Source organism: Pseudomonas sp. GM84 (assembly GCF_000282535.1).
In the GTDB taxonomy this organism is placed as follows: Bacteria; Pseudomonadota; Gammaproteobacteria; order Pseudomonadales; family Pseudomonadaceae; genus Aquipseudomonas.
Genome location: NZ_AKJC01000077.1, coordinates 14799 through 33108, shown reverse-complemented (window position 1 = coordinate 33108; position 18310 = coordinate 14799). Strand labels below are relative to the sequence as shown.

Below are 18310 nucleotides of genomic sequence, written 5' to 3'. Positions count from 1 at the left end.
TAGGAATGCGGCGACCCCTTCGCGGGGCAAGCCCGCTCCCAGAGGTACCACCACAGAACCCGGGGCCTGTGATCAACCTGTGGGAGCGGGCTTGTCCCGCGAAGGGGCCAGCCCAGGGTGTCAGCATTCGATGGCGCTGACGGCCAGGCCACCGCGCGAGGTCTCTTTGTACTTGTCGTGCATGTCGGCACCGGTGTCGCGCATGGTGCGGATCACCTGATCGAGGGAAATGAAGTGCTCGCCGTCGCCCCGCAGGGCCATCTGCACGGCGTTGATCGCTTTGACCGCAGCAATCGCGTTGCGCTCGATGCACGGCACCTGAACCAACCCGCCAACCGGGTCGCAGGTCAGCCCCAGGTTGTGCTCCAGGGCGATCTCGGCGGCGTTTTCCACCTGTGCCGGCGTTGCGCCCAGTACTTCGGCCAGGCCCGCCGCCGCCATGGCGCACGCCGAACCGACCTCACCCTGGCAACCGACCTCGGCACCGGAAATGGATGCGTTCTTCTTGCACAGAATGCCCACGGCGGCGGCGCCGAGGAAGAAGTCGACCACGTTGGAGTCGTCCACCACATCGCTGAAGCGCATGTAGTAGTGCAGCACCGCCGGGATGATGCCGGCCGCGCCGTTGGTGGGCGCGGTGACCATGCGCCCGCCGGCGGCGTTCTCTTCGTTGACCGCCAGGGCGAACAGGTTGACCCACTCCATGGCGCTCATGGTCGAGCCGATCACGTTGGGCTTGCCGATCTCTTGCAGGCTGCGATGCAACTTGGCGGCGCGGCGACGCACATTCAGCCCGCCCGGTAGCGTGCCTTCGTACTTGAGGCCGTTGTTGACGCATTCCTGCATCGCCTCCCAGAGCTTGTGCAGGCCGGCGTGGATCTCCTCCTCGCTGCGCCAGACCTTCTCGTTGGCCATCATCAATTGCGACACGCTGAGGTCGTTTTGCTTGCACAGGCGCAGCAGTTCGGCGGCGCTGTTGAAATCGTAGGGCAGCACCGTCTGGTCGGCATCCAGCACGCCACTGGCGGCCTGGGCGGCATCGACCACGAAACCGCCGCCCACCGAGTAATAGGTGTCGCGGTGCAGCTCGCCCTGCTCGCCTTCGGCAACCAGGGTCATGGCGTTGGGGTGGTACGGCAGGTTCTCGTCCAGCAGGCGCATGTCGCGCGCCCAGACGAATTCGATGGGCAGGCGGCCGTCCAGCAGCAGGGTGTCGGTTTCACGCAGGTCGGCGATGCGCGGGATGATCTGGGTCGGGTCGATGGCGTCCGGCCATTCGCCCATCAGGCCCATGATGGTGGCGTTGTCGGTGCCGTGGCCGATGCCAGTGGCCGAAAGCGAACCGTACAGCTGCACCTCGATCCGTTTCACCCGCTCCAGCTCGCCGCGTTCGCGCAGGCCCTGGACGAACAGGGCACCGGCACGCATGGGGCCGACGGTGTGGGAGCTGGAGGGACCGACACCGATCTTGAACAGGTCGAACACGCTGATGGCCATTGTCGCTTCACCTCTTGCTGGGCTTGTCTCTGCGCGCCATGCGCAGGGCGGGGCAACTGCTAGGCTGAAGCTGCGAGCCGCCACGAATGCACGCATCATCGGGGTTTTGCCGCCCTCCTCGCCGTCTGCAACCGACGTACTTTTGTCCAGCAGCGCCGCGCTGTTTTGCGCCGCCTGCGCGCCGCTTTCCAGCGCTCTGGTGACGCAAAAACGCGGCCGCGGAGGTGGAAAAATCCATATGCGACATCGCCCGTACTGGATACGACCCGTTGCGTACTGGTTACGACCCCACCAGTAGGCGTAAGCCCTGTGCTGGAGGATTATCGAAAGCGACTCGTATTGCACGGCCTCGCAACCTGCCCTCTGCAGGCCTGGTCGACCGGACCCTGAGAAAGCCCGGCGACCCTCGCGAACCCGAAGATAAAATCACAGGAGTCCATCCATGAAAGGTTCACCCTCGCTGTTGCTGGTTGCGATGCTCTCAGCACCGTTGCTGGCCCAGGCCGCCGAACCCGAGCAGTGCCAGACGGTACGCTTCTCGGACGTCGGCTGGACCGACATCACCGTGACCACCGCAACCACCAGCGTCGTGCTCGAAGCCCTGGGTTACAAGACCCACACCACCATGATCTCGGTACCGGTGACCTACAAGTCGCTGGCCGCCGGCAAGGACCTGGACGTGTTTCTCGGCAACTGGATGCCGACCATGGAGAACGACATCAAACAGTACCGCGATGCCGGCACTGTCGAGACGGTTCGCGCCAACCTGGAAAACGCCAAGTACACCTTGGCCGTGCCCCAGGCGCTGTATGACAAGGGCCTGAAGGATTTCGCCGACATTCCCAAGTTCAAGAAGGAACTGGACGGCAAGATCTACGGCATCGAGCCCGGCAACGACGGTAACCGCACCATCCAGAGCATGATCGACAAGAACGCCTTCGGCCTGAAGGACGCCGGCTTCAAGATCGTGCAGTCGAGCGAGGCCGGCATGCTGTCGCAGGTCGACCGGGCGGAGAAACGTGGCGAATCCATCGTGTTCCTGGGCTGGGAACCGCACCCGATGAACACCCGCTTCAAGATGCAGTACCTGACCGGGGGCGACGACTTCTTCGGACCCGACTTCGGCAAGGCCACTGTTCTTACCAACACCCGCAAGGGCTATGCACAGGAATGCAGCAACGTCGGGCAACTGCTGAAGAACCTGTCGTTCGAGCTCAAGGATGAAAGCACCATGATGGGCTATGTCCTGGACGACAAGATGAAGCCCGACGACGCCGCCAGGAAATGGATCAAGGCCAACCCCGGCAAGCTGGACACCTGGCTGGCCGGCGTTACCACCGTGGATGGCAAACCCGGCCTTGAGGCGGCCAAGGCCAAACTGACGCAATAACGCAAGACGCTATGGCAACACCGCGGGGCGGGCCCATGCCCGCCTCGGACTGATTTCAATCATTTGCAGGTGGAAGCTCGCTATCATGCTTATCGATCAGAAAATACCCCTGGGGCAGTACATCGCCTCATTCGTCGAATGGTTGACCCAGAATGGCGCCAGCTACTTCGACGCCATTGCGCAAGGCCTGGAATTCATGATCCATGGCGTCACCAGTGCCCTTACCTGGTTCAACCCGTTCGTACTGATTGCCTTGTTTGCCGCCCTCGCGCACCTGATTCAGCGCAAATGGGCACTGACGGTATTCGTCGCCCTCTCCTTCCTGCTGATCCTCAACCTGGGTTACTGGCAGGAAACCATGGAAACCCTGGCGCAGGTCACCTTCGCCACGGTGGTCTGCGTGGCCATCGGCGTGCCGCTGGGCATCCTCGCCGCGCACAAGCCGATGTTCTATACCGCCATGCGCCCGGTGCTCGACCTGATGCAGACGGTGCCGACCTTCGTTTACCTGATCCCCACCCTGACCCTGTTCGGCCTGGGTGTGGTGCCGGGGCTGATCTCCACGGTGGTGTTCGCCATCGCCGCGCCAATTCGCCTCACTTACCTGGGCATCTGCGACGTACCGCAGGAGCTGCTGGACGCCGGCAAGGCCTTTGGCTGCTCGCGGCGCCAGTTGCTGACCCGTATCGAACTGCCCCATGCCATGCCGAGCATCGCTGCGGGCGTCACCCAGTGCATCATGCTGTCGCTGTCGATGGTGGTGATCGCCGCCCTGGTCGGCGCCGACGGCCTGGGCAAACCTGTGGTCAACGCACTGAACACCGCCGATATCTCCCTGGGCTTCGAAGCGGGCCTGGCGATCGTGCTGCTGGCGATCATGCTCGACCGTATCTGCAAGCAACCGGAACTGCCGGTAAGGGGTGAGGCATGAGCATCATTCGCTTCGAAGACGTCGACGTCATCTTCTCCAACAAGCCGCGCGAAGCGCTGGCGCTGCTCGACCAGGGCAAGACCCGCGAGCAGATCCTCAAGCAGACCGGCCTGGTGGTGGGTGTCGAAAAGGCCAACCTGGACATCAACAAGGGCGAGATCTGCGTGCTGATGGGCCTGTCCGGTTCGGGCAAGTCGAGCCTGCTGCGCTGCATCAACGGCCTCAACACCGTGAGCCGCGGCAAGCTGTTCGTCGAGCACGAAGGCAAGCACATCGACATTGCCCACTGCACCCCGGCAGAACTGAAGATGATGCGCACCAAGCGCATCGCCATGGTGTTCCAGAAGTTCGCCCTGATGCCCTGGCTGACCGTTCGCGAGAACATCAGCTTTGGCCTGGAAATGCAGGGTCGCCCGGAGAAAGAGCGGCGCAAGCTGGTCGATGAAAAACTGGAGCTGGTGGGCCTGACCCAGTGGCGCAATAAAAAACCGGACGAGCTGTCCGGCGGCATGCAGCAGCGCGTGGGCCTGGCCCGTGCGCTGGCGATGGATGCCGACATCCTGCTGATGGACGAGCCGTTTTCGGCCCTCGACCCGCTGATCCGCCAGGGCCTGCAGGATGAACTGCTGGCGCTGCAGAACAAGCTGAGCAAGACCATCGTGTTCGTCAGCCATGACCTGGACGAGGCGCTGAAGCTGGGTAGCCGCATCGCCATCATGAAGGACGGGCGGATCATCCAGTACAGCAAGCCTGAAGAGATCGTGCTCAACCCGGCTGACGAATATGTGCGGACTTTCGTGGCCCACACCAACCCGCTGAACGTGTTGTGCGGTCGCAGCCTGATGCGCACGCTGGACAACTGCAAGCGGATCAATGGGTCGGTGTGTCTGGACCCGAGTATCGACTCGTGGCTGGACCTGGGCGAAGGCGGCTCGCTCAAGCGCGCTCGCCAGGGGCAGAACGGGCTGGATCTGCAGAACTGGGCGCCGGGGGAGGATGTGGATCTGCTGGAGCGTCGGCCGACGCTGGTGAATGCCGATATCGGCATGCGCGAAGCGCTGCGGATTCGTTATCAGACGGGCAACAAGCTGGTGCTGCAGGATAACGACAAGGTGGTGGGGATACTGGGGGATACCGAGCTTTATCACGCGTTGCTCGGCAAGAATCACGGGTGAAGCTATTGGGGCTGCTTTGCAGCCCATTCGCGGGACAAGCCCGCTCCCACAGGTCCACCTCTTTTCTCAAGAGCTGCATGTAACCTGTGGGAGCGGGCTTGTCCCGCGAATGGGCCGCAAGGCGGCCCCAATCACTGAATCAGCGAACGACGATCCCGCGCGAAGCCATATAGGCCTTGGCTTCAGGCACCGTGTACTCGCCAAAGTGGAAGATACTCGCCGCCAGCACCGCACTGGCATGCCCTTCCAGAATCCCGTCCGCCAGGTGCTGCAGGTTACCCACACCCCCCGAAGCAATCACCGGAATCCCCAACGCATCGCTGATGGCCCGGGTAACCCCCAGGTCAAAGCCGTTCTTCATGCCGTCCTGGTCCATGCTGGTCAGCAGGATCTCACCGGCACCCAGGCCTTCCATCTTCTTCGCCCACTCCACCGCATCCAGCCCGGTCGGCTTGCGCCCGCCGTGGGTGAAGATCTCCCAGCGCGGGGTTTCACCCGGCCCGGACACCTTCTTGGCATCGATGGCAACCACGATGCACTGCGAACCGAAACGGTCCGCCGCCTCACCCACGAACTCCGGGTTGAACACCGCGGCCGTGTTGATCGAGACCTTGTCGGCACCGGCATTGAGCAGGTTGCGGATGTCCTGCACGGTGCGCACGCCACCGCCCACGGTCAGCGGGATGAACACCTGGCTGGCCATGCGCTCGACGGTATGCAGCGTGGTGTCGCGGCCATCGACGCTCGCCGTGATGTCGAGGAAAGTGATTTCGTCGGCACCTTGCTCGTTGTAGCGACGGGCGATTTCCACCGGGTCGCCGGCATCACGGATGTTCTCGAACTTGACGCCCTTGACCACCCGGCCGTTGTCCACGTCCAGGCAAGGGATGATGCGCTTGGCCAGTGCCATGGTTCAGTCCTCAGCCTTGGTAGTTGTCGCAGAAGGCCTGGGCCTCGGCGACATCGAGGGTGCCTTCGTAGATGGCACGGCCGGTGATGGCGCCGATGATGCCCGGGGCCTTGGCGTCCAGCAGGGCCTTGATGTCGCCCAGGTTGTGGATGCCACCGGAAGCGATCACAGGAATGCGGGTGGCTTCGGCCAGTGCCTTGGTGAACGGCACGTTGCAGCCTTGCATCATCCCGTCCTTGGCGATGTCGGTGTAGACGATCGCCGAGACGCCATCGGCCTCGAAACGCTTGGCCAGGTCGATGACCTGCACCGAGCTCACTTCAGCCCAGCCGTCGGTGGCGACGAAGCCGTCCTTGGCGTCCAGGCCGACGATGACCTTGCCCGGGAACGCCTTGCAGGCTTCGGCAACGAACTCAGGCTGCTTGACCGCCTTGGTGCCGATGATCACGTAGCTGACGCCAGCCTTGACGTAGTGCTCGATGGTTTCCAGCGAACGGATGCCGCCGCCGATCTGGATCGGCAGGTTCGGGTAGCGCTTGGCGATGGCAGTGACTACCTCACCGTTGACCGGCTGGCCTTCGAAGGCGCCGTTGAGGTCGACCAGGTGCAGGCGGCGGCAGCCACCCTCGACCCACTTGGCGGCCATGCTCACCGGGTCGTCGGAAAATACCGTGGAGTCTTCCATGCGGCCCTGGCGCAGGCGCACGCAGGCACCGTCCTTCAGATCGATAGCGGGGATAATCAGCATCTTGGGAACCTGTCTATTTGTTGGGTTTCAGGGCTTCTCGAGTGCCCACAGGTCGCTTTCGATGCTCTCGAACCGCTCCTTGAGGTGCAGCTGAACATCGGCAATCGCCCTGTTGTAGTAATGGGGTGCAATCTCTTTGCTGAACACGTCGAGGACCTCGGCCACTTCGAACGACCCCAGCTGCAACTCGAAACGGTCTTCGAGAAAACGCTTGAGGGTATCGAGCGCCTCGCGCTCCTGTTCGGGGGCCAGGGTGATGACCGGGGCCTTGGTCTTCGACCTGCTCATTTACCAGCGACCGTCCCAGGCGACGAAGTTCTGCAGCAGCTGCAGGCCATGGGTATGGCTCTTCTCCGGGTGGAACTGCACGGCAAAGCGCGAACCTTCGGCCAGCGCAGCGGCGAAGTCGACGCCGTAGTGGCCGCGACCGACCACCTGCCCCGGCTTGCCGGCATTGATGTAGTAGCTGTGCACGAAGTAGAAGCGCGCACGCTCCGGGATGTCGTGCCACAGCGGGTGGTCGATGGTCTGGCTGACCTCGTTCCAACCCATGTGCGGCACTTTCAGGTGCTCGCCGTCTTCTTCCAGGCCCTTGCCGAAGAAGCGCACCTGGCCGGGGAACAGGCCGATGCAGTCGACGCCATCGTTCTCTTCGCTGTGGTCGAGCAAGGCTTGCATGCCCACGCAGATACCGAGGAACGGACGGTCCTGGCTGACTTCGCGGACCAGGCTGTCAAAGCCCAGGCGGCGGATCTCGGCCATGCAGTCGCGAATCGCGCCGACGCCTGGGAACACCACGCGGTCAGCCTCGCGGATCACCGCGGCGTCGCTGGTGACCAGCACCTTGCCGGCGCCGACGTGCTCCAGCGCCTTGGCCACCGAGTGCAGGTTGCCCATGCCATAGTCGATTACGGCTACCGTCTGCATTTACAGGCATCCCTTGGTGGATGGCATCTGCCCGGCCATCCGCTCGTCCAGGGTCACGGCCATGCGCAGGGCGCGGCCGAAGGCCTTGAACACGGTTTCGATCTGGTGGTGGGTGTTGTGACCACGCAGGTTGTCGATGTGCAGGGACACCAGGGCGTGATTGACGAAGCCCTGGAAGAACTCCTGGAACAGGTCGACATCGAAGCCACCGACCGTGGCGCGGGTGAAGGGCACGTGCATCTGCAGGCCCGGGCGACCGGAGAAGTCGATGACCACGCGCGACAGGGCTTCATCCAGCGGCACGTAGGCGTGGCCGTAGCGGAAGATGCCTTTCTTGTCGCCAATGGCCTGGGCGAATGCCTGGCCCAGGGTAATACCGACGTCTTCGACGGTATGGTGATCGTCGATATGCAGGTCACCCTTGCATTCGATATCCAGATCGATCAGCCCATGGCGGGCGATCTGGTCGAGCATGTGTTCAAGGAAAGGCACGCCGATATCGAATCGAGCCTTGCCACTGCCATCGAGGTTGATCGAGCACTTGACCTGGGTTTCCAGGGTATTGCGCTCGACGGAAGCCTTACGTTCGACCATCACCAGCTCCGCAAAATCATTGGGCGAAAAGGGCTCCATTATAGGCCCAGAACGCTCAAGCTTGGAACGCGGATGACATATGGCAGTGCAAGGGGCTGCTTTGCAGCCCATCGCCGGCAAGCCGGCTCCCACAATTAACCCCACTGCTCTCAAGGGCAATGGGGGTCCCTGTGGGAGCCGGCTTGCCGGCGACAGGGCCATCACGGCCTGCGCGGAACTGTCAAAAATCAGGCTGTCGAAACCAGCACTACCTGATCCATTAGTAGGAAATGCCCTGTATCTCTTGTCGGATTCTCAGGGCCCACCCCGGCGGCGCTATACTCAGCCGCTTGAAATTCAAAAACGGACTACAAGGACTCGCCCATGAAAGCGTTCGGCAAAATCCTGGGACTGGGGCTTCTCGGGTTGCTGCTGATCATCGTGGCACTGGGCTTTGCCCTGACCCACCTCTTCGATCCCAACGACTACAAAGACGAGATCCGCCAGTTGGCGCGCGACAAGGCCCATGTCGAGCTGACCCTCAACGGCGACATCGGCTGGAGCCTGTTCCCCTGGTTGGGCCTGGAGCTGCATGAGGCCAGCATCGCCACCCTGAACAAGCCCACCGAACCGTTTGCCGACCTGCAGATGCTCGGCCTGTCGGTACGCGTGCTGCCCTTGCTGCGCCGCGAAATACAGATGAGCGACGTGCGCGTCGAGGGCCTGAACCTGAACCTGACCCGCGACGAGCAGGGCCATGGCAACTGGCAGGACATCGGCAAACCGCTGCCGCCTCAGGGTGATGCCACTGCCAACGCACCGGCACCTGCGGAGCAACCTGCCGCACCGTCGGACGGCGGCACCGAACGCACACTCAAGCTCGACATCGACAGCCTGACCGTGAACAACGCCCGGGTGCAGTACACCGATGCCCAGAGCGGCAAGAGCTACAGCGCCGAAAGCATCCAGCTGAGCACCGGCCCCGTGCATGAGGGCGCGAACATCGCGCTCAAGGCCAGCGCCTTCCTCGGTGCCAGCCAACCGAGCCTCAAGGCCCGTACCGAACTGGCCGGCGAGCTGCGCTTTGACCGCAAGCTCAAGCGCTACAACTTCGAAGACATGCGCCTGTCGGGCGAGACCTCGGGCGAGCCAACCGGCGGCAAGACCGTAGCCTTCGCCGCCCAAGGCCAGTTGCTGGTCGACATGGCGGCCAACGTTGCCTCGTGGAACGGCCTGAAGATCTCGGCCAACCAAATGCGCGCACTCGGTGAACTGAACCTGCGCGACCTGGACAAGGAGCCGCAGCTCAGCGGTGGCCTGTCGATCGCCCAGTTCAACCTGCGCACCTTCCTCGACAGCATCGGCCACCCGCTGCCCGCCACCAACGACCCGGCCGCCTTCGCCAAGCTGGAGCTGGTGACCCGTCTGCAGGGCACGCCGAACAGCCTGACGCTTGCCGACCTGGCGGTAAAACTGGACGACAGCACCTTCACCGGCCGCGTGGCCGTGGAAGACTTCGCCAAGCAGGCCCTGCGCCTGCAGCTCAAAGGCGACAAGTTCGATGCCGACCGCTACCTGCTGGCCAAGAGCGAAGAGGCCAAGGGCGCCACAGCCGCGCGCCAGAGCGAAGTGCAGCAGCAAGAGGCCAGCGCCGTGGCCAGCCCAGGCAACTCGCCGCTGCCAAACGCCCCGACCCAGGTGGCCTGGAGCAATGACAAGCTGCTGCCGGTGGACCGCCTGCGGGTGCTCGACCTGCAAGCCGACCTGTCCTTCGGCTCGCTGACCCTCGACAAGCTGCCGATCAGCGACGCCCAGCTGCAGGCCACCGCTCAAGGGGGCCTGGTAACCCTGCAAAGCCTGCGCGGCGGCCTCTACAACGGCAGCTTCGACGCCAAGGGCAGTGTCGACGTGCGCCCAGCGGTGCCGCAGGTTGGCGTGAACACCAAGATCACCCGCGTGCCGGTTGAGCACTTCATCAAAAGCGAAGGCAAGGAGCAGTCCCCGCCGGTCAAAGGCCTGCTGACCCTCACCAGCGATCTCACCGCGACGGGTAACAGCCAGAAGGCACTGGTCGATACCCTCAACGGCAAGGCAAACTTCACCATCAATGATGGCGTGCTGGTCAACGCCAACCTGGAGCAGCAGCTGTGCCAGGCTATCGCCACCCTCAACCGCAAGACCCTCAGCGGTGAACCGCGCGGCAAGGACACACCGTTCGAAGAGCTGCGCGGCAGCCTGGTGGTACGCAACGGCGTGGCCAGCAACCCCGACCTCAAGGCACGTATCCCCGGCCTGACCGTCAATGGCCAGGGCGACCTCGACTTGCGCGTGCTGGGTATGGACTACAACGTCGGCGTGCTCGTCGAGGGTGACCAGCGCGCCATGCCCGACCCGGCTTGCCAGGTCAACGAACGCTATGTCGGCGTCGAACTGCCGCTGCGCTGCCGTGGCCCGCTGGAGCTTGGCGCCAAGGCCTGCCGCCTGGATCAGGACGGCCTGGGCAAGGTCGCGGCGAAGCTGGCCGGCAACCGCCTGCAAGACAAGATCGATGAAAAACTCGGAGACAAAGTGAGTCCAGAACTGAAAGAAACGCTCAAGGGGCTGTTCAAACGATGAACCCTGAGCAGTTCTCCAGCGCCGTGCTGGCCTGGTACGACCAGCACGGCCGCCACGACCTGCCCTGGCAGCAGGGCATCACCCCGTATCGGGTGTGGGTGTCGGAAATCATGCTGCAGCAGACCCAGGTCAGCACCGTGCTCAATTACTTCGACCGCTTCATGCAGGCCCTGCCGACCGTGCAGGCGCTGGCCGAGGCGCCGGAGGATGAAGTGCTGCACCTGTGGACCGGCCTGGGTTACTACACCCGCGCGCGCAACCTGCAGAAGGCCGCGAAAATGGTCGTCGAGCAGTATGGCGGCGAGTTCCCGCGCAGTGTCGAGCAGCTCACCGAGCTGCCCGGCATCGGTCGCTCCACTGCCGGGGCCATCGCCAGCATCAGCATGGGCATCCGCGCGCCGATCCTCGACGGCAACGTCAAGCGCGTACTGGCCCGCTACACCGCCCAGGCCGGCTACCCCGGCGAGCCCAAGGTGGCCAACCAGCTGTGGGCCACGGCCGAGCGCTTCACCCCGCAGCAGCGCGCCAACCACTACACCCAGGCGATGATGGACATGGGCGCCACGCTGTGCACCCGCAGCAAGCCCAGTTGCCTGATCTGCCCGCTGCAGCGTGGCTGCGAAGCGCACCTGCACGGTGAAGAAACCCGCTACCCCGAGCCCAAGCCACGCAAGGCGCTGCCACAACGGCGCACGCTGATGCCGCTGCTGGCCAACCACGAAGGCGCGATCCTGCTGTACCGCCGTCCTTCCAGCGGTCTGTGGGGCGGGCTGTGGAGCCTGCCCGAGCTAGATGACATCGAGCAGCTCGACGACCTCGCCTACCAGCACGGCCTGCGCCTGGCCGACAGCCGCGCGCTGGACGGCCTGACCCACACCTTCAGCCATTTCCAGCTGACCATCGAGCCATGGCTGGTGCGGGTCGACCCGCTCGGCGCGCACGTGGCCGAGGCCGACTGGCTCTGGTATAACCTCGCCACCCCGCCGCGCCTGGGCCTCGCCGCCCCGGTCAAGAAGCTGCTCAAACGCGCGGCCGACGAACTGATTGCAGGAGACGCCCGATGACCCGCACCGTGATGTGCCGCAAGTACAAAGAAGAATTGCCAGGCCTGGACCGCGCCCCTTTCCCCGGCGCCAAGGGCCAGGACATCTACGATCACATCTCGCAGCAAGCCTGGGCCGACTGGCAGAAGCACCAGACCATGCTGATCAACGAAAAGCGCCTGAACATGATGAACGCCGAGGACCGCAAGTTCCTCCAGGGCGAGATGGAGAAGTTTTTCGCCGGCGAAGAATACGCCCAGGCGGAAGGCTACGTTCCACCGGCCGAATGACCCCAGAAATCGTAAGCGACGGAATTAATTTAAAATTTTTTCAAAAAGTCGTTGACGAGCGGTCTGGAAATCTATTTAATTCACCTCGTCGCCCAGATAGCTCAGTCGGTAGAGCAGAGGATTGAAAATCCTCGTGTCGGCGGTTCGACTCCGTCTCTGGGCACCACCTTCAAGCTTCTGGTGGTTGCAAAGTTACCCGAAGCGACAACAAGAAACCCGCCTAGTGCGGGTTTTTTGTTGTCTGTCATTTTTGCATCGAGAACAGCAGATCCCTGACTGAGATCTACTGCCTCCCGATATGCCTACCCCGCCACTTAGGGGCGGACGACTTCAGCGTGCAGCTTCACTCCGAGCGCAGCCATGACCTTCATGATAGTGGCCAAGCTGGGATTACCCTCCGCAGACAACGCCTTGTAAAGCCCTTCACGTGTCAGGCCAGTGTCGCGCGCCAACTGAGCCATCCCACGCGCACGTGCGATATCGCCCAAGGCGGCAGCGAGCAGTGCCGGATCATTTTCTTCAAGGCAGGCCTCAAGGTACAAGACCATGTCTTCTTCGGTCTTCAAGTGGTCTGCGGCATCCCACTTGCTCAGCTTGATATCAGTCATGGTGGCCTCCTAAAGCTTGTGTGCCAGCGAACTACCTTCTGTAGGTATCGGTTTGGATGAAAGTTCGCCTGCGAAAAATGTAAACCATGGTTCACATCAGCTCAATCCACACCTGTTTCAAACTGTTTATGCATACCCTGCCACACCCCACCAATACCCCCCATCTTGACCAGCATCAAAAAGCCATCCCTCGCTCGACTCCACAATTGAAGGCGGACACTCGAACCCCCTCGCAAGGACCTCCATGAGCGAAGAATCCCCCCTCCTTCTCCCCGCCCCCGACTCATCCTCGACCAACGCCTCACCCACGCCACGCTCCCGCCGCACCCGCCAGCGCAAGCCTGAAGCCAGCATCATCCAGGTCAGCCAGCAACCCGCCGCGCTCGAAGTCGCCAGCGCGCCCAGAGGCAGCCGCGAGGACAGCACCCGGGCTCGCTTGCCGGCCTGCTACCCGTACCCTACCCGCATGTGCCGCCAGGAATACGACAAGGCCAAGCATGCGCTGCAGATCGAGCTGCTCAAGGTACAAAGCTGGGTCAAGGAAACCGGCCAGCGTGTGGTCATCATGTTCGAGGGGCGGGATGCCGCAGGCAAGGGCGGCACCATCAAGCGCTTCATGGAGCACCTGAATCCGCGTGGCGCGCGGGTCGTGGCGCTGGAGAAGCCTTCCGATCAGGAACGAGGCCAATGGTACTTCCAGCGCTATATCCAGCACCTGCCCACGGCGGGTGAAATGGTCTTCTTCGACCGCTCCTGGTACAACCGCGCCGGGGTCGAGAAGGTGATGGAGTTCTGCACGCCGCTGCAGTACCTGGAGTTCATGCGCCAGGCGCCAGACCTGGAACGCATGCTGTGCAACAGCGGCATCCTGATGTTCAAGTATTGGTTCTCGGTGACCCGCGAAGAACAGCTGCGACGCTTCATCTCGCGCCGCGACGACCCGCTCAAGCACTGGAAGCTTTCGCCCATCGACATCAAGTCGCTGGATAAATGGCAGGACTACACCGCAGCCAAGGAAGCGATGTTCTTCCATACCGATACCGCAGCGGCGCCGTGGACGGTGGTCAAGTCGGATGACAAGAAGCGGGCGCGGATCAACTGCATCCGGCATTTCCTGCATTCGCTGGACTATCCGGGCAAGGACCACAGCGTGGCGCATGCGCCGGATGAGTTGCTGGTTGGGCGGGCGTCGCATGGGTTCGAGGAGGATGAAGGGCCTGCGCCTGGCCGTTGAATATTGGGGCTGCTGCGCAGCCCATCGCCGGCAAGCCGGCTCCCACATAATCCCTGTGGGAGCCGGCTTGCCGGCGATGGGCCGCACTTGGGTTTTGCGGGTAACTGCGCTTCAATACGCGCAAATTCAGTCATCTCCAAGGATTCGCCCCATGGCCACCAGCACCAAGCAACAGAAACGCGCCAAACGCGCCGCCAGCAAGGCCAAGCAGAACCGCATGGTTCGTAGCGGGCAGGCAGTCAAGGCCAGCGCCGGCGACAGCGCCAGCATCGAGCAAGTCTTCAACAAGGCCATGGAGTCGGACAGCTACAAGGAGCTGTTCGAGAAGATGAAAGCGGCGCAGGAGACCAGCCTGGTCGCGATGATTTCGGTGTTCCTGGTCGACCCGTTGCTGGCACTGGTGCTCAAGGGCCACAAGGAAGAGCACGCCACCGACTACATCGTGCTGGTGTTCAACGCCTACCGCACCTGGCTGGATGGCGCTGACGAAGACACCACCATGGCCTGGCTGGAGAGCGACGAGTTCCAGGAGGCCTATATCGCAGCCTCGGAGCTGGTGGCCAAGCAGCAGCAACAGCAAAAGCAGTTTGGCTGAGTCATCACCGGCCTCTTCGCGGGACAAGCCCGCTCCCACAGGTACACCACAGTCTTCGGCACCGCGCAGTACCTGTGGGAGCGGGCTTGCCCCGCGAAGAGGCCGGTACAGACAGACAAAAAGGCCGCGTCCTTCACAGGACGCGGCCTTTTCATTGCAGCCAGCGCGGATCAGTTATCCAGCGCCACCCGCCCAGCAGCTTCACGCTTGCGATGCACCAGCAAGCCCGCCGCCACCACACCAATGCTCAGCAGCGCAGTCGCGATGATCTCGGCACGGTGATCTTCACGCAGCGCCATCACCACCAAAATGGCAACGATGAACGCGATGGTTGCCCAGGTCAGCCCCGGGAACAGCCACATCTTGAAGTCGATCTTCTCGCCACGGGCCTCACGCTGGCTGCGCATGCGCAGCTGCGAAATGGCAATCACCAGGTACACCAACAGCGCGATCGCGCCGGAGCTGGCCAGCAGGAACTCGAACACCTGGGCCGGCGCCACATAGTTGGCGAACACGCAGAGGAACGCCGCTGCGGTCGACAGCAGTACCGCCACATGCGGGGTAGCCGCCTTGGTGGTGCGCTGGGCAATGGCCGGGGCATCACCACGCTTGCTCAGCGAGAACAGCATGCGCGACGAGGTGTACAGCGCCGAGTTCAGGCAGCTGGTCACAGCGATCAGCACGACGATGTCGACGATCAGCTTGGCGTTCGGCACGCCGATACGGCTCAGCACGGTCTGGTAGGAACCGGTCTCGGCCAGCGCCGGGTCGTTCCATGGCACCAGGGCCACGACCAGGAAGATCGACACCAGGTAGAACAGGCAGATACGCCAGATCACCGAGTTGGTGGCGCGGCTGATCTGCTTGCCCGGGTCTTTCGATTCGGCGGCAGCGATGGTGACGATCTCGGTACCCATGAACGAGAACATGGTGGTCAGCATGGCTGCCAGCACGGCGCCCAGGCCGTTAGGCATGAAGCCTTGGGTGTCGAACAGGTGGCTGGCACCGCTGACCTGGCTGCTCGGCACGAAGCCGAACATGGCAGCGCAGCCGACCACGATGAAGCCGATGATCGCCAGCACCTTGAGCAGGGCGAACCAGAACTCGAACTCACCGTAGTTCTTCACGCTGCACAGGTTGGTCGCCGTCAGCGCCAAGGTAATCAGCAGGGAGAAGGCCCACAGGTCGACCGCGGGGAACCAGGCATGCAGGATCGCTGCAGCCGCGTTGGCTTCCAACGGGATGACCAGTACCCAGAACCACCAGTACAGCCAGCCAATGGTGAAACCGGCCCAGCGGCCAATGGAGCGGTCGGCATAAGTAGAGAACGAACCGGTATCCGGCGAAGCGATCGCCATCTCACCGAGCATGCGCATCACCAGCACCACCAGGGTGCCCGCGGCAGCATAGGCCAGCAGCACGGCAGGGCCGGCGGCGGCAATGGCGTGGCCGGAACCAACGAACAGACCGGCACCGATGACGCCAGCAATAGACAGCATGGTTACATGCCGTTGTTTGAGCCCCTGAGCGAGGTCATTGGAATTGTTACCGCTCATGAAAACTACCTTTGTAAGGAGTGGACCACCCGACTGAATACGAAGCGCGCCTGGGGTTGATTTAGGCGTCGCTGCAATCGGCGGATTCCATAGGGCAATAAGCGGGCCATGTGCTGAATGCATTCGTCAGATAAAACTGGCGACCCGTAAAGGGCGCGGCTTGCAGGTCATTCGGCCAAGTCCTGACCGAAAGGTCGTCAAATCCAGAGATACAGGCAGGATTACGGAAATACCCACTTACAAACGCACCAAAGGTGCCCCTCGGTAACACCTTTGCACTATTGCAAAGCAGAAAAAGTGCAACCTTGTGGTACAACCCTGACCACGCTACCCCCTTCGCGGCTGAAGCCGCTCCTACAAGCGCCAGCGTTGCCTGTAGGAGCGGCTTTAGCCGCGATAGGGTCAAAACCGCTTCCCAGCCTTGCCCAAAGCTGGCACCATCGCGCCTTTTTTCATCAAGGCTCTGGGGCTGGGCGAGACCTTCGCGGACATCGGCGCGACGTTGCGCTGCAGCGATGCGACAAACTGCCCCGGCATTGCCCCGAGCCCCCTGCGACCCTGTTGGCCGCCCTGATGCCGCTATGCTAGCTTGGCGCACGCCAGGAAGGCCGCCAACAGCTGGGAACGCACCCGAACACATGAGGACCGCACATGGCCCAGGCCACGCCCGCGCTGGAAATCCGCAATCTGCACAAACGCTACGGCGAGCAGGAAATTCTCAAGGGCATTTCGCTGACCGCACGTGACGGTGACGTGATCTCCATCCTGGGATCGTCCGGCTCCGGCAAGTCAACCTTGCTGCGCTGCATCAACCTGCTGGAAAACCCGCACCAGGGCGAAATCCTCGTCGCTGGCGAAGCCCTCAAGCTCAAGGCCGCCAGAAACGGCGACCTGATCGCCGCCGACAACCGCCAGATCAACCGCCTGCGCAGCGAAATCGGCTTCGTCTTCCAGAACTTCAACCTGTGGCCGCACATGTCGATCCTCGACAACATCATCGAGGCCCCGCGCCGCGTGCTCGGCCAGAGCAAGGCCGAAGCCATCGAAGCCGCCGAGGCGTTGCTGAACAAGGTCGGCATCTACGACAAACGCCACAGCTACCCCGCCCAGCTTTCCGGTGGCCAGCAGCAACGTGCTGCCATCGCCCGCACCTTGGCCATGCGGCCTAAAGTCATCCTGTTCGACGAGCCAACCTCGGCACTCGATCCGGAAATGGTCCAGGAAGTGCTAAACGTTATCCGCGCACTGGCCGAAGAAGGCCGTACCATGCTGCTGGTGACGCACGAGATGAACTTTGCCCGCCATGTGTCCAGTGAAGTGGTCTTCCTGCACCAGGGCCTGGTTGAAGAGCAGGGATCGCCGCAGCAGGTCTTCGAGAACCCGACCTCGGCGCGTTGCAAGCAATTCATGTCCAGCCACCGCTAACGGAGCAACACGAATGCAGACCTACAAGAAATTCCTCCTGGCAGCTGCCGCCACGCTGGTGATGTCGGCCAATGCCATGGCCGCAGAGAAACTGCGCATGGGTATCGAAGCCGCCTACCCACCGTTCAACAACAAGGATGCCAGCGGCCAGGTCGTCGGCTTCGACAAGGACATCGGTGACGCCCTGTGCGCCAAGATGAAAGTCGAATGCGAAGTCGTCACCTCTGACTGGGACGGCATCATCCCGGCCCTGAACGCGAAGAAATTCGACTTCCTGATCTCCTCGCTGTCGATCACCGACGAGCGCAAGCAGGCCGTTGACTTCACCGACCCGTACTACTCGAACAAGCAGCAGTTCATCGCGCCGAAGAACGTCGACTTCAAGACCGACGATAAATCCCTCGAAGGCAAGACCATCGGCACCCAGCGCGCCACCCAGGCTGCGACCTGGCTGGACGATCACGGCGGCATGGACGGCAAATTCAAGGTCAACCTGTACGACGGCCAGGAAAACGCCTACCTGGACCTGACCTCCGGCCGCCTCGACGCCATCCTCGCCGACAAATACGCCAACTACGACTGGCTGAAGTCCGAAGCCGGCAAGAACTACGAGTTCAAAGGTGAGCCGGTCAACGACAGCGACAAGGTCGGCATCGCCGTTCGCAAGGGCGACGATGAGCTGCGCAACAAGCTCAATGCCGCTCTGAAGGAAATTGTCGCCGACGGCACCTACAAGAAGATCAACGACAAGTACTTCCCGTTCAGCATCTATTGATTCGCCCCGACCGGTAC

The 18310-nt window shown here is 62.5% G+C and carries 18 protein-coding genes and 1 tRNA gene; 11 read left to right on the top strand and 8 right to left on the bottom strand.

Features of this window, described 5'->3' with window-relative positions; genetic code table 11:
* Positions 1-120: 120 nt before the first annotated feature.
* Complete coding sequence (locus tag PMI38_RS05310) at positions 121-1497, bottom strand: L-serine ammonia-lyase (RefSeq protein WP_008091503.1); 1377 nt, start codon at positions 1495-1497, stop codon at positions 121-123.
* A 442-nt stretch (positions 1498-1939) separates the two neighbouring features.
* On the opposite strand from PMI38_RS05310, the gene PMI38_RS05305 reads away from it, so the two are divergent.
* From PMI38_RS05305 to choV, 3 genes are all read left to right on the top strand, one after another.
* The gene (locus PMI38_RS05305) at positions 1940-2887 is read left to right on the top strand and encodes a choline ABC transporter substrate-binding protein (protein WP_008091502.1); all 948 of its coding nucleotides are present in this window, start codon (positions 1940-1942) and stop codon (positions 2885-2887) included.
* 82 nt (positions 2888-2969) lie between these two features.
* Complete coding sequence (choW, locus tag PMI38_RS05300) at positions 2970-3818, top strand: choline ABC transporter permease subunit (protein ID WP_176517976.1); 849 nt, start codon at positions 2970-2972, stop codon at positions 3816-3818.
* A complete protein-coding gene (gene choV / locus PMI38_RS05295) occupies positions 3815-4993 on the top strand; it encodes a choline ABC transporter ATP-binding protein (protein WP_008091500.1) in 1179 nt (392 codons plus the stop codon). Before choW ends, choV begins: the two co-directional genes overlap by 4 nt.
* Positions 4994-5132: 139 nt before the next feature.
* Here choV and hisF read toward each other — a convergent pair whose 3' ends face one another.
* The 5 genes from hisF to hisB are packed head-to-tail and all read right to left on the bottom strand — an operon-like array spanning position 5133 to position 8172.
* Complete coding sequence (hisF, locus tag PMI38_RS05290) at positions 5133-5903, bottom strand: imidazole glycerol phosphate synthase subunit HisF (protein WP_008091498.1); 771 nt, start codon at positions 5901-5903, stop codon at positions 5133-5135.
* A gap of 10 nt (positions 5904-5913) precedes the next feature.
* On the bottom strand, positions 5914-6651 hold the full coding sequence (gene hisA, locus PMI38_RS05285; RefSeq protein ID WP_003255731.1) for a 1-(5-phosphoribosyl)-5-[(5-phosphoribosylamino)methylideneamino]imidazole-4-carboxamide isomerase: 738 nt from the start codon (positions 6649-6651) through the stop codon (positions 5914-5916).
* Between the two features lie 27 nt (positions 6652-6678).
* Positions 6679-6939: a DUF2164 domain-containing protein gene (locus PMI38_RS05280; RefSeq protein WP_008091494.1), complete on the bottom strand. Its 261-nt coding sequence runs from the start codon at positions 6937-6939 to the stop codon at positions 6679-6681.
* A complete protein-coding gene (hisH, locus tag PMI38_RS05275; RefSeq protein ID WP_008091493.1) occupies positions 6940-7578 on the bottom strand; it encodes an imidazole glycerol phosphate synthase subunit HisH in 639 nt (212 codons plus the stop codon). It lies immediately after the preceding gene.
* On the bottom strand, positions 7579-8172 hold the full coding sequence (gene hisB, locus PMI38_RS05270) for an imidazoleglycerol-phosphate dehydratase HisB (protein ID WP_008091492.1): 594 nt from the start codon (positions 8170-8172) through the stop codon (positions 7579-7581). It lies immediately after the preceding gene.
* 363 nt (positions 8173-8535) lie between these two features.
* On the opposite strand from hisB, the gene PMI38_RS05265 reads away from it, so the two are divergent.
* The 4 genes from PMI38_RS05265 to PMI38_RS05250 all read left to right on the top strand — a co-directional run bounded on the left by PMI38_RS05265 (position 8536) and on the right by PMI38_RS05250 (position 12266).
* Positions 8536-10767 (top strand): AsmA family protein, encoded by a 2232-nt coding sequence (locus tag PMI38_RS05265; protein WP_008091491.1) that lies wholly within the window; start codon positions 8536-8538, stop codon positions 10765-10767.
* Positions 10764-11831, top strand: a complete 1068-nt coding sequence (gene mutY, locus PMI38_RS05260) for an A/G-specific adenine glycosylase (RefSeq protein WP_008091490.1) — start codon at positions 10764-10766, stop codon at positions 11829-11831. The genes PMI38_RS05265 and mutY overlap by 4 nt, the downstream gene beginning before the upstream one ends.
* Complete coding sequence (locus tag PMI38_RS05255; protein WP_008091489.1) at positions 11828-12100, top strand: oxidative damage protection protein; 273 nt, start codon at positions 11828-11830, stop codon at positions 12098-12100. Before mutY ends, PMI38_RS05255 begins: the two co-directional genes overlap by 4 nt.
* A 90-nt stretch (positions 12101-12190) precedes the next feature.
* Positions 12191-12266: transfer RNA gene (locus PMI38_RS05250), tRNA-Phe, on the top strand.
* A gap of 148 nt (positions 12267-12414) precedes the next feature.
* Here the strand turns inward: PMI38_RS05250 and PMI38_RS05245 are convergent.
* Positions 12415-12708, bottom strand: coding sequence for an addiction module antidote protein (locus PMI38_RS05245; protein ID WP_008091487.1), 294 nt, complete (start codon positions 12706-12708; stop codon positions 12415-12417).
* 244 nt (positions 12709-12952) lie between these two features.
* Here PMI38_RS05245 and ppk2 point away from each other — a divergent pair, with 244 nt between their 5' ends.
* Positions 12953-13942, top strand: coding sequence for a polyphosphate kinase 2 (gene ppk2, locus PMI38_RS05240; protein ID WP_008091485.1), 990 nt, complete (start codon positions 12953-12955; stop codon positions 13940-13942).
* 151 nt (positions 13943-14093) lie between these two features.
* Positions 14094-14537 carry a hypothetical protein gene (locus tag PMI38_RS05235; RefSeq protein ID WP_008091483.1) on the top strand — a complete coding sequence of 148 codons (444 nt, stop codon included), beginning with the start codon at positions 14094-14096 and terminating at the stop codon, positions 14535-14537.
* Positions 14538-14707: 170 nt separating this feature from the next.
* On the opposite strand, the gene gabP is transcribed toward PMI38_RS05235, so the two are convergent.
* Positions 14708-16093 (bottom strand): GABA permease, encoded by a 1386-nt coding sequence (gabP, locus tag PMI38_RS05230; protein ID WP_008091482.1) that lies wholly within the window; start codon positions 16091-16093, stop codon positions 14708-14710.
* A gap of 651 nt (positions 16094-16744) precedes the next feature.
* Between gabP and PMI38_RS05225 the strand changes: the two genes are divergently transcribed.
* Positions 16745-17518, top strand: coding sequence for an ABC transporter ATP-binding protein (locus PMI38_RS05225; RefSeq protein ID WP_008091479.1), 774 nt, complete (start codon positions 16745-16747; stop codon positions 17516-17518).
* Positions 17519-17531: 13 nt separating this feature from the next.
* Positions 17532-18293, top strand: coding sequence for an ABC transporter substrate-binding protein (locus tag PMI38_RS05220; protein WP_008091477.1), 762 nt, complete (start codon positions 17532-17534; stop codon positions 18291-18293).
* The last annotated feature ends 17 nt before the right edge of the window (positions 18294-18310 follow it).

Bases quoted from the DNA above. Each gene is read 5' to 3' on its own strand.
- PMI38_RS05310 (WP_008091503.1), bottom strand. From the start codon at position 1,497: ATGGCCATCAGCGTGTTCGACCTGTTCAAGATCGGTGTCGGTCCCTCC.
- PMI38_RS05305 (WP_008091502.1), top strand. From the start codon at position 1,940: ATGAAAGGTTCACCCTCGCTGTTGCTGGTTGCGATGCTCTCAGCACCG.
- choV (WP_008091500.1), top strand. From the start codon at position 3,815: ATGAGCATCATTCGCTTCGAAGACGTCGACGTCATCTTCTCCAACAAG.
- hisF (WP_008091498.1), bottom strand. From the start codon at position 5,903: ATGGCACTGGCCAAGCGCATCATCCCTTGCCTGGACGTGGACAACGGC.
- hisA (WP_003255731.1), bottom strand. From the start codon at position 6,651: ATGCTGATTATCCCCGCTATCGATCTGAAGGACGGTGCCTGCGTGCGC.
- PMI38_RS05280 (WP_008091494.1), bottom strand. From the start codon at position 6,939: ATGAGCAGGTCGAAGACCAAGGCCCCGGTCATCACCCTGGCCCCCGAA.
- hisH (WP_008091493.1), bottom strand. From the start codon at position 7,578: ATGCAGACGGTAGCCGTAATCGACTATGGCATGGGCAACCTGCACTCG.
- hisB (WP_008091492.1), bottom strand. From the start codon at position 8,172: ATGGTCGAACGTAAGGCTTCCGTCGAGCGCAATACCCTGGAAACCCAG.
- PMI38_RS05265 (WP_008091491.1), top strand. From the start codon at position 8,536: ATGAAAGCGTTCGGCAAAATCCTGGGACTGGGGCTTCTCGGGTTGCTG.
- mutY (WP_008091490.1), top strand. From the start codon at position 10,764: ATGAACCCTGAGCAGTTCTCCAGCGCCGTGCTGGCCTGGTACGACCAG.
- PMI38_RS05255 (WP_008091489.1), top strand. From the start codon at position 11,828: ATGACCCGCACCGTGATGTGCCGCAAGTACAAAGAAGAATTGCCAGGC.
- PMI38_RS05245 (WP_008091487.1), bottom strand. From the start codon at position 12,708: ATGACTGATATCAAGCTGAGCAAGTGGGATGCCGCAGACCACTTGAAG.
- ppk2 (WP_008091485.1), top strand. From the start codon at position 12,953: ATGAGCGAAGAATCCCCCCTCCTTCTCCCCGCCCCCGACTCATCCTCG.
- PMI38_RS05235 (WP_008091483.1), top strand. From the start codon at position 14,094: ATGGCCACCAGCACCAAGCAACAGAAACGCGCCAAACGCGCCGCCAGC.
- gabP (WP_008091482.1), bottom strand. From the start codon at position 16,093: ATGAGCGGTAACAATTCCAATGACCTCGCTCAGGGGCTCAAACAACGG.
- PMI38_RS05225 (WP_008091479.1), top strand. From the start codon at position 16,745: ATGGCCCAGGCCACGCCCGCGCTGGAAATCCGCAATCTGCACAAACGC.
- PMI38_RS05220 (WP_008091477.1), top strand. From the start codon at position 17,532: ATGCAGACCTACAAGAAATTCCTCCTGGCAGCTGCCGCCACGCTGGTG.